The following is a 15,012-nucleotide window of genomic DNA, read 5'->3' on the forward strand; positions in this document are numbered from 1 at the left end:
AACCGCGCCGGCGCCGACGAACGCCCGCTTTGCGTGTCCGTTTGCCAGTGTTTGCGGAACGCAAGATAGCACACCGGACAAGCTCGCCTCAAGCCACCCTTTCTGTACCACCCGCGCCACCCCGGCGCGGCAATTGCGCAACATCGGCAAGCCAATCGGCACAGCGCGTTAGATCCATATCAAGCTTTGCCCCAAGGCGCGGCGGGCGCGGTTTTTCCATGAATATTCGCAGGTACTATTCCCTTGCAGAAAGAGCTTCTGCAAAGAAAACCCCAACCGAAGAAACCAAGGAGCTGGAATGAACACAACGATCAAGCAGCAGCGCACCCTGTCCACCCTGGCCGTACTCGCCGTCATCGCCGCCGGCCTGGGGCTGGGCGCGCCAGCGTACGCCGCGCAAGCGACGGCCACCGCCGGCGGCACCGTGGTCACCCCGATCGCCATCGTGGTCGGCACCAACCTGGCATTCGGCACCTTTGCCGCCGCGGCCGGCGGCACCATCACCGTCAGCACCAGCGGCGCGCGCGCCGTCAGCGGCGTGGTGGCGATGGGCGCGTCGGCCACCTCGGCGGCCAAATTCGATATCACGGGCGAGCCGGGCAGCACCTACGCCATCACCCACTCCGGCACGGCGGTGCTGACCAACACCGGCGGCGGCGGCGAAACGATGGTCCTGGCCAAATTCAGCGACCTGACCGGCGCCAATGCCACCTCGGGCGATGTGTCCACCGGCACCCTCTCGGCCGGCGGCACCCAGTCGCTGTATGTGGGCGGCACCCTGACCGTGGCCGCCAACCAGGCTCCTGGCACCTATGCCGGCAATGTCATCGCCACCGTTGAATACAACTGACGCGCGTGCGCGCTGGCGCCGCCTGCTGCGGCGCAGCGGCACGCTCGGCGTGGCTGCCTGCCTGCTGGCAGCCACGCCGGGGCGCGCCCAGTTGAACGCGGTGGCCGCGGGCGATCTCGCCTTCGGCCGCTTCGCCGCCATCTCCACCGGCTTCGTCAGCGTCGGCACCAGCGGGGCAAGATCGTCCGGCGGCGGCGTGGTGCTGCTGGCGTCGGCCGGCGCACCGGCCAGGTTCACCATCAGCGACAAGACGCCCGCCAACGCCAGCCTGGTCTACATCGTCAGCCTGCCGGCCAGCGCCAGCATCAGCGACGGCGCCTCAAGCATGGTCCTGACCGATTTCGTCAGCTCCCCGGCCGGCGCCGGCGTGCTCTCCGGCGGCACCCAGGTGCTCGCGGTCGGCGCCACGCTGCAGGTCGCGGCGGGCCAGAGACCCGGCAACTACAGCGGCGCCTTCCACATCACCATCGAATATCAATAGCCGATCATCATCCTGCGAGGCCCATCATGCATTCCACCTTCTCCTTCACGCGCGCCAGGCGCCTGCTCGCGGCAGCGATCCTGATGGCCGCCCTGCCCGTGCAGGCGCTGGCCGGCCTGATGCTCAACCCGACCCGCGTCGTGTTTACCAAGAACCAGCGCGCCGCCCAGGTCGAACTGATCAACAGCGACAGCACGCCCGCCACCTACCGTATCAGCCTGGTCAACCGGCGCATGACCGAGAACGGCGAATTCACCGGCGCCGACACGGCCGGGCCGGACGACCGCTTCGCCGATACGATGCTGAGCTTCTCGCCGCGCCAGGTCACCCTGCTGCCCGGCACCGCGCAAGTGGTGCGCGTCATGCTGCGCAAACCGGCCACCCTGGCCGCCGGCGAATACCGCTCGCACCTGCACTTCGAAAAACTGGCCGACAGCGGCGGCGCCAGCAGCGTGGAAACGCAAGCGGCCAACACGCAGCAGATCGGGGTGGTCCTCAACACCCTGATCGGCGCCTCGATTCCCGTCATCGTGCGGCACCAGACCGAGGGCGCCAGCGTCACCCTGAGCGCACTCGACGTGCAGCGCGGCGCCAAGGGCGCGCAGCTGTCGTTCCAGATCGGGCGCAGCGGCGACAGCTCGGTGTACGGCGACGTCAGCGCCACCTTCGTGCCGCAGGGCGGCTCCGAACACGTGCTGGCCAAGGCCGCCGGCGTGGCCATCTACCCCCCCAACCCCATGCGCAAGGCCAGCCTGAACCTGACCATGCCGCCCGGCGTGACGCTGGCGCGCGGCACCGTGCACCTGCGCTTTCGCGAGCGCGCCGAAGCCGGCGGCGCGGTACTGGCCGAAGCCGCGCTCGCCCTGCCCTGAGCGGAGCGCGGCCGCGCGCGTCGCCATGCGCCCCCACCGCCTGCGCCAGCGCGCCTGCCAGCTCTGCATGCTGCTGTTGCTGCCCGTGCTGGCACCGCTGGCGCCCGCGCGCGCGGCCGGCGCCGACGGGCCCGACCTGGTGCTCGAAGTGCGGCTCGGCGAGCATCCGGTGTCCGACGCGCTGGGCGCCTACCAGCATGGCGACGACGTCTACCTGCCGCTCGGCGAACTGGCGCGCATGCTCACCATTGCGATCCGCACCGAACCGGCCGAGGGCCTGGCCAGCGGCTACATCCTCGACGAACAGCGCGGCTTCCGGCTCGACCTGGCGCAGCGCCTCGTGATCGAAGGCGAGCGGCGCGCCACGGTCGACCCGGCGCGGGTAAAACGCCAGGCCGACGACCTGTACGTCGCCAGCCGCCTGCTGGCCCAATGGCTGCCGCTGGACCTCGACATCGACATGGCCAGCCTGGTGCTGCGCGTGCGCGCGCGCGAAAAACTGCCGCTGCAGGCGCGCCTGGAACGCCAGTCGCGCGGCGGCACGGCGCAGCACCATGACAGCGGCCCGGCGAGCGTCTACGCCCGCCTCGACACCCCCTACGCGCTGGCCGGCATGCCCTTCATCGACCAGACCGTGGCCCTCGACGCGCGCCGCCGCGGGACCACGCTCGACTACACCGCCTATCTCACGGCCGACCTGGCGGGCATGGAGGCCGCGCTCTACCTCAACGCCGGCAAGGCCGCCGGCGGCGCCACCGGGCGCCTGACCCTGGCCCGCAACGATCCGGACGCCGGCCTGCTCGGCCCCCTGCGCGCGCGCACCCTGCAAATCGGCAGCGTGCTCGCCCCGGGCGTGGGCGACATCGCGCTGGCCAGCACCAACGGCACCGGCGTAGCCGTCTCCAACCGCGCGCTCGGCCAGCCGGCGCGCACCGAGCGCCATACGCTGCAAGGCGACCTGCCGCCCGGCTGGGATGTGGAGCTGTACTTCAACGACGCGCTGATCGGCTTCCAGCAGGCGCGCCCCGATGGCCGCTACCGCTTCGACGACCAGCCGCTCATCTACGGCAGCAACGAATTTCGCCTGGTGTTCCACGGCCCGCTGGGGCAATTGCGCATCGAGCGCCACAGCTTCCTGATCGACCAGGCCGTGCTGGCCCCGGGCGCCGTCGCCTACAGCGCCAGCCTCCAGGGCGAGCAGCACGGCGGCGCGCGCGCGCTGGTCCAGGCCGAAGTGGGCCTGGCGCCCCAGCTCAGCGCCAGCGGCGGCGTGGTGCGCCTGGCGCTGGACGGCCAGGACAAGCGCTACGCCAACCTCGGCCTGCACGGCTACTGGCGCGCCCTGCTGGCCGACGCCGCCCTGGCGCGCGCCGGCGACGGCGGCAAGCTGGCCCGCATCGGCCTCAAGACCCGGGTCGGCGGCATGGCGTTGGGCGCCAGCCATGCGCGCCTGGACGGCTTTGTCAGCGAACTGTTTTTGCCCGGGGCCGACCCGCTGCGCAGCCGCGACGAACTGCGCCTGGACGGGCTGCTGCCCGGCGGCGGGCCCGCGCCCATGCCGCTGTCGCTGCAGCTGCGGCGCGAGCGGCTGGCGTCCGGCGCCACCCGGCACGAAGCCGGCGCGCGCCTGTCGGCCTACCGCCAGGGCACCGCGGTCAGTGCCGGCGCGCTGTGGCGCGAGGTGGATGGCGTGCGGCGCGCCGACGGCAGCGTACAGGCCAGCCGGCGCGTGGCCGGCATCGGCGTGAGCGGGCAACTGCAAGTGGCGATCGTGCCCGACGCCGCCCTCTCGGCGCTGGCGCTGGCGGCCGACAAATTCGTCGGCGACGGCTACCTCCTCAACGCCGCCGTCACCCGCACCTTCGCCGACCGGCAACTGCGCTGGAGCGCGTCCCTCAACAAGGGCGTCGGCAGCGTCGGCGTCGGCCTGAACGCGTTCTACACCAGCCGCGGCGACTACGGCGGCGGGGTGCAGCTGTTCATGGCGATCGGCCAGGACCCGAGGAGCGGGCGCTGGCTGCACGACGCCGTGCCGATGGCGGCCACCGGCGCGGCCTCGGTGCGCGTCTTCCTCGACAAGAACCGCAATGGCGTCATGGATGGCGACGACGAACCGATCAAGGGAGCCGGTTTCGCCGTCAACGGCGGCACCCACCTGGCGCGCAGCGGCGCCGACGGCGTGGTCTACCTCAACCGCCTGCCGGCGCACCAGCACGTCGCCATCGCGGTCGATCCCGCTACCTTGGAAGACCCGCAATGGCAGGCGCGCGAACCGGGACGGCGGCTGGTGCCGCGCCCGGGCAAGGTCAGCCGGCTGGAAATCGCGATCGGCATCACCGGCGAAATCGACGGCACCACCTATCTGATGGGTGCGGGCGGCAAGCGCGGCATGGGCGACTTCGAGCTCGAACTGCTCGACCAGCGCGGCGCGATCGTGGGCAAGACCAGCAGCACGGCCGACGGCTACTACGTGCTGGGCGGCGTGGTCCCGGGCGACTACCTGCTGCGCCTCGCCCCGGCACAACTGGCCAGGCTTGGGCTGCAAGACAGCGGCATGCACCTGATCAGCATCGACCCCGCCGGCAGCATCGTCAACGGCAAAGACTTCCACGTCACCAAATAATGCTCAACCGGGGTCAGACCTCCGACTCGAAACATTTCCTTCCCCCAAAACCGGGGTCAGAGCTTTAATTAGCAACATTTAACAGTTAACGTGCAAATCGATACCAATCCGGCTGTTTTCTTGTGGCGAACGAGCGCCCCCCGGTACCGGCCAGGCGGAGAGTCGATGGCGCTCAGCCCGGCTGCGGTCAGGCCAGCCTCCCCGGATTTAACAATGTTTCGATTCGGAGGTCTGACCCCGGTTAAGAAATGTTTCGATTCGGAGGTCTGACCCCGGTTAGGAAATATTCAGGTCGCGGCGGCCTTGGAGTGGTCGGCGATCCATTGGTCGATGATCTTGCCGAGCACGTCGAGCGGCACCGAGCCGTTCTTGAGGATGACGTCGTGGAAAGCCGGCAAGGTGAAGCGCTCGCCCAGCGCCAGCCGCGCTTTCTCGCGCAGTTCGAGGATGCGCAGCATGCCCAGCATGTAGGCGCAGGCCTGGCCCGGCCACACCACGTAGCGCTCCACCTCGGCCGCGCCGATGCCGTAGTCGATCGCTTGCTGGCGCGTCCAGCCCTTGCTGTGCAAGCCGGTGTCGACCACCAGCCGGCGCGCGCGGAACAGTTCCGATCCGAGCGCGCCCAGCAAACCCGGCACATCGCCTTCGTACCAGCCCTGCTCCACCGCCAGCCGCTCGGTGTACAGCGCCCAGCCTTCGGCGTGCGCGCTGCCGCCGCCAAAAATGCGCTGCGTGCGCCAGGCCGGCAGGCCGCTCAGTTCCTGCTGGATGGCGAGCTGGAAGTGGTGCCCCGGCACCGCTTCGTGATACGCCAGGCTGCGCATGCGGATCATGTCGAACGCCGGCCCGCGCAGCGGCACCCAGAAGATGCCGGGCAGGCTGCCGTCCGGCGCCGGCACGCTGTAGTGCGCCGACGCGCTGCCCTCGGTCAGCGGCGGTTCGCGCCGCACTTCGACCGGCGCGCGCGGCTTGAGGTTGAACAGACTGGCGCTGCGCTGTTCGGCGTCGCGCACCATGGCCGCGTAACTGGCCAGAATCGCCGCGCGCGGATCGGGTTCGGCCGCCGGCTGGAAGGTTTTGTCGAGCGCTTTCATGCGCGCGTCGATGCTGCCGTCGGTGAATCCGAGTTGGCGCAGGTGGCGCTCCATCTCGCCCTCGATGCGCGCCACTTCGCGCAGCCCGATAGCGTGGATCTGGGCCGCGTTCAGGGTACTGCCGGTGAAGCTGTCCAGCGCCTGGCTGTACGCGGCGGCGCCGTCGGGCAGGCGCGCAATGCCGGCGTCGTCGCCGGTCTTGGGGTGCAGTTCGGCCAGCAGCGCCTGGGTCCTGGCGTAGGCCGGCAGGATGCTCTTGCCGACGATGGCCGCCGCTTTGTCGATGGCGGCGGCGCGCGCCGCCGGCGTCAGGTCGGCCAGGGCGGCGCTGCGCTCGGCCAGCGAAAGCACCAGCACGTTCTTGTCGGCGGCCGGCTTGAGGAAGGCGTCGACCTGCCCCTGCGCGCGTTCGAGGATGAAGCGCGGCGGCAGCAAGCCGCGCGCGGCGGCGGCGCGGGTGCGCGCGCTGGCCTGGTCCATGCGTTCGCCAATCTGCGCCAGGCGCGCCAGGTAGCTGTCGACATCGGCCGCGCGCCGCATCGGGTGCGCCGCGCTCATGAAGCTGACCAGCGCGATGTGGGTGCCGCCGAATTGCGAGAACACGAAGGCGTGGTCCTCGAAACGCTCGCCGGCCAGGTGGTTGGCCAGCGACCAGCGCATGGTCTCGGCCGACACGCGCTGGGTGCTGTCGAGGGACCCGGCCAGGAAGCGGTCGAGCCGCGCCACGCCCGCCCGGGCCAGCGCCGCATACCTGGCGCGGTGCGCGACGGTCATCGGCGTGAGCTGGCGGTCCAGGGCTTGCTGTTCGGCGCCGCTGAAATACTGGTCGACCGTGGCGCGCTGGGGCGACAGCCGCACCCAGTCGGCGGCAAAGCCGTCGGCCCATTTGTCGAAGGCGGCGGCGCGCTTGTCCACCGCGGCTGCGGCGCTGGCGCCGGCGCTTGGCAAGGCAGCGAACACCGGCACGGCGGCGCCGCCAAGCGACAAGGCCACCAGGGCGGCAATCAGACGGGGCGCGATGGCGCGCTGGAACGGGACAGGCATGCGGGAATCTCCGGAAAATCGGTTGCTGGGGCGTGTTGCGGACGATCTGCAGCCGGCCGCGACAGAATTTATCATGGATCGGGCCTGGAAACCACCATCCCGGCACGCAACGGCGCCCGTCAATACAGGCGAAACGCCTTCTCCACGCCATCGGCGGCGGGCTGGCCGGGCGACAAAAAACGACAATTGCTTACCTTTCGGGACTGGCTTGGCAGGCCCGACTGGAGTAGCATGGCGGGCCACGATGCCCGAGCATGTCGCCGGCGGCCTGAGCCGGTACAATGCCGCCATCCCCCAGTCATTCGTCAAAGGTCATTGCATGTACATCAAGAATACCGTCCTGGCGGCCGCCGCCCTGTTGCTGGCCGCCAGCGCGCAAGCCCAGATCGCCGTTACCGCCGAAGTCGGCACCACCGGCGTCGGCGCGCACCTGATTTTCCCGATGGAAAAAACGCTGAACGCCCGTTTCGGCGCCAGCTATTTCCAGTACAAGTACAACGACACCGCCAGCACCGTCCACTACACGATGAAGGCCAAGCTGCAAAACATCGACGTGCTGTTCGACTGGCACCTGATCGATAACAGCCCGTTCCGCCTGACCGGCGGCGTGGTGTACAACGGTAACAAGGTCAGCATGGTGGCACGCCAGGATTCCAACGGCAACTACAACATCAACGGCAAGACTTACGCGGCCAGCCAGGTCGGCATCCTCAACGGCGGCATCGAGTACAACAAGGGCGCGCCCTACCTCGGCGTGGGCTGGGGCAATGCCTTGAGCACCGACAAGAAGTGGCAGTTCAGCGCCGACCTGGGCGCACTGTGGCAGGGTCATCCGAACGGCCGCCTGGTGCAGTCGGGCTGCACGGCCACCAGCGCCGCCTGCACCCAGTTGGCGCGCGACGTGGCAGTCGAGCGCGTGAAGATGGAAGCCGACGTCCAGGCCTACAAAGTGTATCCGGTGCTGCGCGCCGGCGTGAGCTACCGCTTCTGACAGCGCGTCGCGGCAGCGCGTCGCGATAGCGCGTAGCAACAGCGCGCCGCCCGGGCGTGGTTTTGGGTAGCATTGGCTTTTTAACAGGGGTGCGCCATGAAACCACGCTTTCACCCGCTCGCGGCCCTTGCCGCCTGCTGCATGCTCGTGCTCTCCGTGGCCGCCTGCGGCGACAAGCACGAGCCGACCAAGCCGACCGTTTCGGCCGCCGTGAGCGCCACGCGCTAGGGCTTTTGCGCCCCGGCCGGCGCCGGACAGAGTAAACTACGCCCTTGTTCTTTTGCTGCAAGGTCGCTTCCCCATGTCTTTTGATTCCCTCGGTCTGATCGATCCCCTCGTGCGCACGCTGGACGCGCTCGGCTATAGCACCCCCACCCCGGTGCAGGCGCAAGCCATTCCGGCCGTGCTGGCCGGACGCGACATGATGGCCGCCGCCCAGACCGGCACCGGCAAGACCGCCGGCTTCGCCCTGCCCCTGCTGCAGCGCCTGACGCTGCAGGGCCAGGTCGGCGCCAATGCGGTGCGCGTGCTGGTGCTGGTGCCCACCCGCGAGCTGGCCGAGCAGGTGCACGAGAGTTTCCGCGCCTACGGCGCCGGCCTGCCCTTGCGCACGCATGTCGCCTACGGCGGCGTCAGCATCAATCCGCAGATGATGAAGCTGCGCAAGGGCCTCGACGTGCTGGTGGCCACGCCCGGCCGCCTGCTCGACCTGTACCGCCAGAACGCGGTCAAGTTCGAGCAGCTCGAAACGCTGGTGCTCGACGAAGCGGACCGCATGCTGGACCTGGGCTTTTCGCGCGAGCTCGACGCCGTGTTCGCGGCCCTCCCGAAAAAACGCCAGACCCTGCTGTTTTCGGCCACCTTTTCGGACGAGATCCGCGCGCTGGCCGGCAAGCTGCTGATCGACCCGCTGAGCATCGAGGTCAGCCCGCGCAACAGCACCGTCAAGCGCATCCGCCAGTGGGTGGTGCCGGTTGACAAGAAGCGCAAGCCGGAACTGTTCCTGTATCTGCTGAAAAAACACCGCTGGGGCCAGGTGCTGGTGTTCGTCAAGACGCGCAAGGGCGTGGACCAGCTGGTCGAGACCCTGCAGGCGCGGGGCATCGCGGCCGATTCGATTCATGGCGACAAGCCGCAGCCGGCCAGGTTGCGCGCGCTCGACCGTTTCAAGGCGGGCGAAGCGAAGATCCTGGTGGCCACCGACGTGGCCGCGCGCGGACTCGACATCGACGACTTGCCGCAGGTGGTCAATTTCGACCTGCCCATCGTGGCCGAGGATTATATTCACCGCACCGGCCGCACCGGCCGCGCCGGCGCTTCCGGCGAAGCGGTCTCGCTGGTGTGCGCGGATGAAGTTCAGTTGCTCGCCGCCATCGAAATCCTCACCAAACAGACCCTGGAACGCATCGAGGAGCCCGGTTTCTCGCCCGAGCACCGGGTGCCGGCGACCAACACCGCCGGCGAGGTGCTGAAAAAGCCCAAGAAGCCGAAGAAAGCCAAGGTCACGGGCGAAATCTCGAGCGTCGACGTACGCTTCCGCCCGCGCTGAGTAGCCGATCCGGGCACGCTTGTGCCACATCAAGCCTTGCTGATAAGTCATTGATATCCTGAACGATCCGCCGCCTCCGGCGCCTCGTTCAGGAATCCCATGGCAAGCACAGCGCACGAGGCGGCCGTCCATGGCGGCCTGAGCGAAGCCGAAGCCGCGCGCCGCCTGGCCGCGGACGGCCCCAACGCGCTGCCGGCCGCCTCCCGCCCCGGCCTTCTCAAGCTGGCATGGGATAGCGCGCGCGAACCCATGTTCCTGCTGCTGCTCGGCGCCGCCGCGCTGTATCTGACGCTGGGCGAGCTGCACGAAGGCCTGTTCCTGCTGGCCACGGTCGCCCTGACCGTGGGCCTGTCCCTGTATCAGCAAGGCAAGACCGAACGGGCGCTGGACGCCCTGCGCGAGCTCGGCAGCCCGCGCGCGCTGGTCGTGCGGGACGGCCACAGCCGCCACCTGGACAGCCGGGCCCTCGTGCGCGGCGACCTGATCGTCGTGGCCGAAGGCGACCGCGTGCCGGCCGATGCGCGCCTGCTGGCTGGCCACGCACTGCGGGTCGACGAGTCGCTGCTGACCGGCGAATCGCTGGCGCTGGACAAGGCCGCCGGCGCCGACGGCGAGGCCGGCGCCTGCCTGTTTTCCGGCACCCTGGTCGTCGCCGGCCACGCCACGGCGATCGTCACGGCCACCGGCGCGCACAGCCGCATCGGCGCCATCGGCGCTTCCCTGCGCCAGCTCGCGCCCGAGGCGTCGCCGCTACGGCGCCAGACACGCCGCCTGACCGTGATGTTCGCCGTGCTGGGACTGGCCCTGAGCGTGACGCTGGTGCTGTTGCATGGCTTGCGCGGCGGCGCGTGGCTGCAGGGCGTCCTGGCCGGGATCGCCCTGGCCATGGCGATGGTGCCGGAAGAATTTGCCGTCGTGCTGGTGGTGTTCCCGGCCCTGGGCGCGTGGCGCCTGGCGCGCGAGCGCGTGCTCACGCGCCGCCTGGCCGCCATCGAGACGCTCGGCGCCACCTCGGTGCTCTGCGTCGACAAGACCGGCACCCTCACCGAAAACCGCATGCGCGTGGCGCGCCTGCACGCCGCCGGCCAGACCGTGGCGCCCGGCGCGGCACTCGGCCCGGCCGTACGCGAGCTGCTCGAATATGCGCTGCTGGCCAGCGCGGCGACCCCGTTCGACCCGATGGAACAGGCATTGGTGCGGCTGGCCCGGCGCGAATTGGCCGGATCGGACCAGCTGCACCCGCACTGGCGCCTGGTGCGCGAAGAGGCGCCGCGTCCGGCCCTGCGCGCCATGCTGCAGGCCTGGCGCGCGCCGGGCTCCGAGGCATGCACGGTGGCGGCCAAGGGCGCGCCCGAAGCCATCGCCGCCATGTGCCGCCTCGACGCCCGGGGCACGGCCGCCTTGCTGGCCACGGCCGACGACATGGCGCGCGACGGCCTGCGCGTGCTGGCCGTGGCGCGCGCCGGCTGGGATGGCGCGCAGTGGCCGCCGCATCCGGCGCGCCTGGGCTTTACCTTGCTCGGACTGGTCGCCCTGGCCGATCCGCTGCGCGCCGGCATTCCGGATGCGGTGCGTGCCCTGCGCGCGGCCGGCATCCGCGTGGTGATGATCACGGGCGACTATCCATCGACCGCGCAGGCCATCGCGCGCCAGGCCGGCCTGGCCGAGGGCGCACTGCTGACCGGTGACGCGCTGGCGGCGATGAAGGCGCGCGAACTGCGCGCCTGCATCGGCGAGGTGACGGTGTGCGCGCGCATCGCGCCGGAGCAGAAGCTGCGCATCGTGCAGGCGCTCAAGGCCGGCGGGGCCATCGTCGGCATGACCGGCGACGGCGTCAACGACGCCCCCGCGCTGCGCGCCGCGCACGTCGGCATCGCCATGGGCCAGCGCGGCACCGACGTGGCGCGCGAGGCGGCCGTGCTGGTGCTGCTGGACGACCGCTTCGATGCGATCGTCGCGGCGGTGCGCGCCGGGCGCCGGATTTTCGCCGGCATGCGGCGCGCGGTGGGCTACCTGGTGTCGGTCCACGCCTGCATCGCCGGCATGGCGCTGCTGCCGGTGCTGTTCGGCTGGCCGGTGCTGCTGCTGCCGATGCATATCGTGTTCCTCGAACTGATGATCGACCCGGCCTGCACGCTCGCCTTCGAGAACGATGCGCCCGATCCGGACAGCATGCGCAAGCCGCCGCGCCGGCCCGGCGCGCCCCTCATCGGCGCCGCCGGCCTGCTGCGCGCGGGCCTGCACGGCGCCCTGGCGCTGGCCCACGTCATCGCTGCGTGGCTGTGGGCCTGGGCCGTGCTGGCGCCGGATGCGGCGCGCGCTTTTGCCTTCACTGCGCTGGTCGGCGCCAACCTGGCACTGATGTTCGCGCACGCTACGCGGCGCCGGCCCAACCGGGTGCGGTGGATGATCGCTGCGGGCGCGCTCGCCGCGTTGCTGGCCGTCATCTACGTGCCCGCGCTGGCGGCTGTGTTTCATTTCGCGCCATTAAGTGCCGCGCAACTGGTTTGGGCGGGCGCCATCGGGCTATCCCTTGCACTTTGGCCAGCACTGTTGGGACTTGCACAACGCCTGCGCAGATAATGCAACGCCGCCGTGGACATTCTGCCATCTGTACTGGGGAAAATGCCGCAACTGCACCGCTATTGGCCTGTGCGCCAAGGTTCCACTGGAGTATCATACGGATCAAGCCACAAAACGCCGGACCCCTATGCCCCAGCCACTTCCATTCGTTCCCGCAGCCATGCTGAACGTCGCCGCGCTCAAGGCCAGCTGCGCGGGATGCAGCATGCACCAGCTGTGCCTGCCGATGGGACTCGATGAAGACGACATCACCCGTCTCGACAGCATCATCGGCAAGCGCCGCCGCCTGTTGCGCGACGAGCGCCTGTACCAGATGGACGAACCGTTCCGCAACCTGTACGCGATCCGCTTCGGCCACTTCAAGACCTACCAGGTCAATGCCGGCGGCGAGCAGCAGATCACGGGTTTCCAGATGGCCGGCGAACTGCTGGGCATGGACGCCATCAGCGGCGACCGCCACCATTGCGACGCGGTCGCGCTCGAAGACAGCGAAGTGTGCGAAATTCCGTTCGCGCGCCTGGAAGAACTGTTCGGCGAGGTGCCGACCCTGCTGCGCCACTTCCACCGCATCATGAGCCAGGAAATCACGCGCGAGCAAAATGTCATGCTATTGCTGGGAAATATGCGGGCCGAGCAGCGCTTTGCGGTGTTCCTGGTCAACCTGTCGGCACGCTATGCGGCGCGCGGCTACTCGGCCACCAGTTTCCAGCTGCGCATGTCGCGCGAGGATATCGGCAACTACCTCGGCCTGACCATCGAGAGCATCAGCCGCCTGCTGTCGCGCTTCAAGAAACAGGGCTGGATCGGCGTCGACAAGCGCGAAATGACCCTGCTCGATCCGGCCATGCTCAAGGCGCTGGCCGCCGGCACCGAGCAGTGCAGCCCGATGGCGTAGGTCGGAACAAGCCTGCGGGAATCAGTTTTCCAACAGGCGATAGTATGTTCGCAGGTAATTATCAGGACATCATTACGGGCTTTCCTCTTCCCCGCGCGCCATATCTGCTACCTGCCTTATCCTTCCGACCTGTACGCCGCCGCGCACGCGTGAGGCAGCGCAAAGGCGGGACATGGGCGCTCGCTACAATGCGCCATGCCCACCCCTCACGACCTCGGATACCGTTCGCTGTTCGCCCACCCGGAACTGGTGCGCGAACTGATCACGGATTTTACTTCCTTCAAGCTGCTCGATGAAGTCGCCCTGTCGGCCTTCGAGCGGGTCAATCCCGCGTATGTGAGCGAGCGCTTGTCGGCCCGCCAGGACGACATCGTCTGGCGCGTGCGGATCGGCGACGAGTTTCTTTATGTGTATATCCTGCTGGAGTGCCAGTCCGGCGTGGACCGCTGGATGGCGCTGCGCATGCAGACTTACATCGGCTTGCTGTACCAGGACCTGGTCAAGCGCCATGAATTGTCCCCTGGCCTGCTGTTACCGCCGGTGTTGCCGCTGGTGTTCTACAACGGCTTCCCGCACTGGAGCGCCAGCATGGACCTGGCCGGACTTCTCATGCACGCGCCCGCCGAACTGGCGGCGCTCCAGCCAACGCAGCGCTACGTGCTCATCGATCAGCAACGTCTGGACAGAACGGCGCTGGAAGCAAATGCCAGCTTGCTGGCGCTGCTGTTCCGGCTTGAACTTTCACTCTTTCCCGAGGTCTCAACAGACGTCTTGCCTGCGCTGACGACGTGGTTCAAGGAATCACCCAGGCCAGCCTGCGGCGCTCGATTCAGGTATGGGTAAACGGTTTGCTGGCACGCGGAACCGGCAATTCGGAATTGTTTATGGTTGATAGTGTGGAGGAGGATGCTGACATGGGAGGCAAACTTGCAACGTGGGCCGAGCAGATCGAGGAGATCGGATTTCAAAAGGGGTGTGCGGAAGGTAAGGCGGAAGGCAAGGCTGAAGGACAAGTCATTGCCCTACGCGGGGCGCTGGGCAGCCTGTTGCGCAAGCGGTTCGGCGAATTGCCGGGGCCGGCAACGCAGCGCATCGGTCAGGCCACTCAGGCAGAGCTTGAACAGTGGTTCGAGCGCAGCCTCAACGCGCCCAGCCTGCAGGCCGTGTTTGACGATGGCGCGGCATTCACTTGACCCGAACTATCTCGCGCGCCTTGGCACGGCGAACAAAATATCCAGGCTAGAACGGCGGATGCGGATCGTCCGGCACGACGACCAGGTAGTAGGTCAGCACGCTGGCCAGCGCGCAAAAGGTCCAGAAGAAGAAAAAGCCGATGGTGTACGCCGCCATCGGCGAGAGCGTGATGTCGCCCACATGCAGCGCCTCGCGCGGGTCGAACAGCGCAAAAAAACAGCCTTCGGCCAGCATCGCCGCCAGGAAGGCGGGCCACAACACTTTCATCGCAAGTCGCATCTGCACTCCCCCGGTCAGTGAGCAAGGTCCGCAGCGTCGGCCTTGATCGCCAGCGCGTGTTCGCGCGGCCAGTGCCAGGCCGCGGCCAGACGCCAGTCACGCTTGCCGCCTTCGACCACCACCTGCCAGCGCGCCCGCTCCAGCAGCGGCAGCGCCACCGAAAAGCGCCCCGCCGCATCCGGAATCACGTCCAGCTTGCGGTCTTTCTGCGGCTGGGTGGCGTGCGCCAGGTGGATGCTGAACGGCGCGCCCAAGGCCTGTCCGCCGCTGCTCAGGGTACCGGACAGCTTTTCCGTGGCCGGATCGTAGCGCGCGTCGAACGCCAGGCGCATGGCGCTGGCCACGCGGTCGCGCCGCAAGTCCTGGTTGATCGCCTTGCCCTTCTTGTAGTAGTCGTCGACCACCATCGCATCCTGGCCGCGCCAGGCGACGACACCGAGGTTCACGCCGGCCACCACCACGATGGCGGGACCGAGCATCAGGAGCCATGGCCAACGGTGCTTGTACCACGGGCCGATGGAGGGAGTCAGAGGTGAGGCGGTTTGCATGCGGGTCTC

The 15,012-nt window shown here is 68.8% G+C and carries 14 protein-coding genes; 11 read left to right on the forward strand and 3 right to left on the reverse strand.

Going from position 1 to position 15,012, the window contains the following annotated elements:
- Window positions 1-298 precede the first annotated feature (298 nt).
- The 4 genes from RBA41_RS06750 to RBA41_RS06765 are packed head-to-tail and all read left to right on the forward strand — an operon-like array spanning window position 299 to window position 4,826.
- Complete coding sequence (locus RBA41_RS06750; protein ID WP_306622321.1) at window positions 299-850, forward strand: DUF4402 domain-containing protein; 552 nt, start codon at window positions 299-301, stop codon at window positions 848-850.
- Window positions 837-1,331, forward strand: coding sequence for a DUF4402 domain-containing protein (locus tag RBA41_RS06755; protein ID WP_306622323.1), 495 nt, complete (start codon window positions 837-839; stop codon window positions 1,329-1,331). The genes RBA41_RS06750 and RBA41_RS06755 overlap by 14 nt, the downstream gene beginning before the upstream one ends.
- 26 nt (window positions 1,332-1,357) lie before the next feature.
- A complete protein-coding gene (locus RBA41_RS06760) occupies window positions 1,358-2,203 on the forward strand; it encodes a fimbrial biogenesis chaperone (protein ID WP_306622325.1) in 846 nt (281 codons plus the stop codon).
- Window positions 2,204-2,228: 25 nt separating this feature from the next.
- Complete coding sequence (locus RBA41_RS06765) at window positions 2,229-4,826, forward strand: hypothetical protein (protein WP_306622327.1); 2,598 nt, start codon at window positions 2,229-2,231, stop codon at window positions 4,824-4,826.
- A gap of 287 nt (window positions 4,827-5,113) precedes the next feature.
- Here the strand turns inward: RBA41_RS06765 and RBA41_RS06770 are convergent, their stop codons facing one another.
- Window positions 5,114-6,964, reverse strand: coding sequence for a DUF885 domain-containing protein (locus RBA41_RS06770; protein ID WP_306622329.1), 1,851 nt, complete (start codon window positions 6,962-6,964; stop codon window positions 5,114-5,116).
- A gap of 319 nt (window positions 6,965-7,283) precedes the next feature.
- Between RBA41_RS06770 and RBA41_RS06775 the strand changes: the two genes are divergently transcribed.
- The 7 genes from RBA41_RS06775 (at window position 7,284) to RBA41_RS06805 (ending at window position 14,175) form a co-directional block, all read left to right on the forward strand.
- On the forward strand, window positions 7,284-7,955 hold the full coding sequence (locus RBA41_RS06775; protein WP_306622331.1) for a hypothetical protein: 672 nt from the start codon (window positions 7,284-7,286) through the stop codon (window positions 7,953-7,955).
- Between the two features lie 96 nt (window positions 7,956-8,051).
- Window positions 8,052-8,183: a hypothetical protein gene (locus RBA41_RS06780; protein ID WP_267876251.1), complete on the forward strand. Its 132-nt coding sequence runs from the start codon at window positions 8,052-8,054 to the stop codon at window positions 8,181-8,183.
- A gap of 73 nt (window positions 8,184-8,256) precedes the next feature.
- Window positions 8,257-9,504, forward strand: a complete 1,248-nt coding sequence (rhlE1, locus tag RBA41_RS06785; protein WP_306622335.1) for an RNA helicase RhlE1 — start codon at window positions 8,257-8,259, stop codon at window positions 9,502-9,504.
- A 99-nt stretch (window positions 9,505-9,603) separates the two neighbouring features.
- On the forward strand, window positions 9,604-12,087 hold the full coding sequence (locus RBA41_RS06790) for a cation-translocating P-type ATPase (protein ID WP_306622337.1): 2,484 nt from the start codon (window positions 9,604-9,606) through the stop codon (window positions 12,085-12,087).
- A gap of 127 nt (window positions 12,088-12,214) precedes the next feature.
- Window positions 12,215-12,982, forward strand: a complete 768-nt coding sequence (gene fnr / locus RBA41_RS06795) for a fumarate/nitrate reduction transcriptional regulator Fnr (protein ID WP_306622339.1) — start codon at window positions 12,215-12,217, stop codon at window positions 12,980-12,982.
- Between the two features lie 195 nt (window positions 12,983-13,177).
- The gene (locus RBA41_RS06800) at window positions 13,178-13,825 is read left to right on the forward strand and encodes an Rpn family recombination-promoting nuclease/putative transposase (protein WP_306622341.1); all 648 of its coding nucleotides are present in this window, start codon (window positions 13,178-13,180) and stop codon (window positions 13,823-13,825) included.
- 41 nt (window positions 13,826-13,866) lie between these two features.
- Entirely contained in the window at window positions 13,867-14,175 is a 309-nt protein-coding gene (locus RBA41_RS06805) for an RpnC/YadD family protein (RefSeq protein WP_306622343.1), read from the forward strand.
- Between the two features lie 46 nt (window positions 14,176-14,221).
- Here the strand turns inward: RBA41_RS06805 and RBA41_RS06810 are convergent, their stop codons facing one another.
- Window positions 14,222-14,443 carry a hypothetical protein gene (locus RBA41_RS06810; RefSeq protein ID WP_306622345.1) on the reverse strand — a complete coding sequence of 74 codons (222 nt, stop codon included), beginning with the start codon at window positions 14,441-14,443 and terminating at the stop codon, window positions 14,222-14,224.
- A gap of 26 nt (window positions 14,444-14,469) precedes the next feature.
- Window positions 14,470-15,003 carry a FixH family protein gene (locus RBA41_RS06815; protein WP_306622347.1) on the reverse strand — a complete coding sequence of 178 codons (534 nt, stop codon included), beginning with the start codon at window positions 15,001-15,003 and terminating at the stop codon, window positions 14,470-14,472.
- Between the last annotated feature and the right edge of the window lie 9 nt (window positions 15,004-15,012).

Source organism: Massilia scottii (assembly GCF_030846495.1).
Taxonomy (GTDB): Bacteria; Pseudomonadota; Gammaproteobacteria; order Burkholderiales; family Burkholderiaceae_D; genus Telluria_A; species Telluria_A violaceinigra.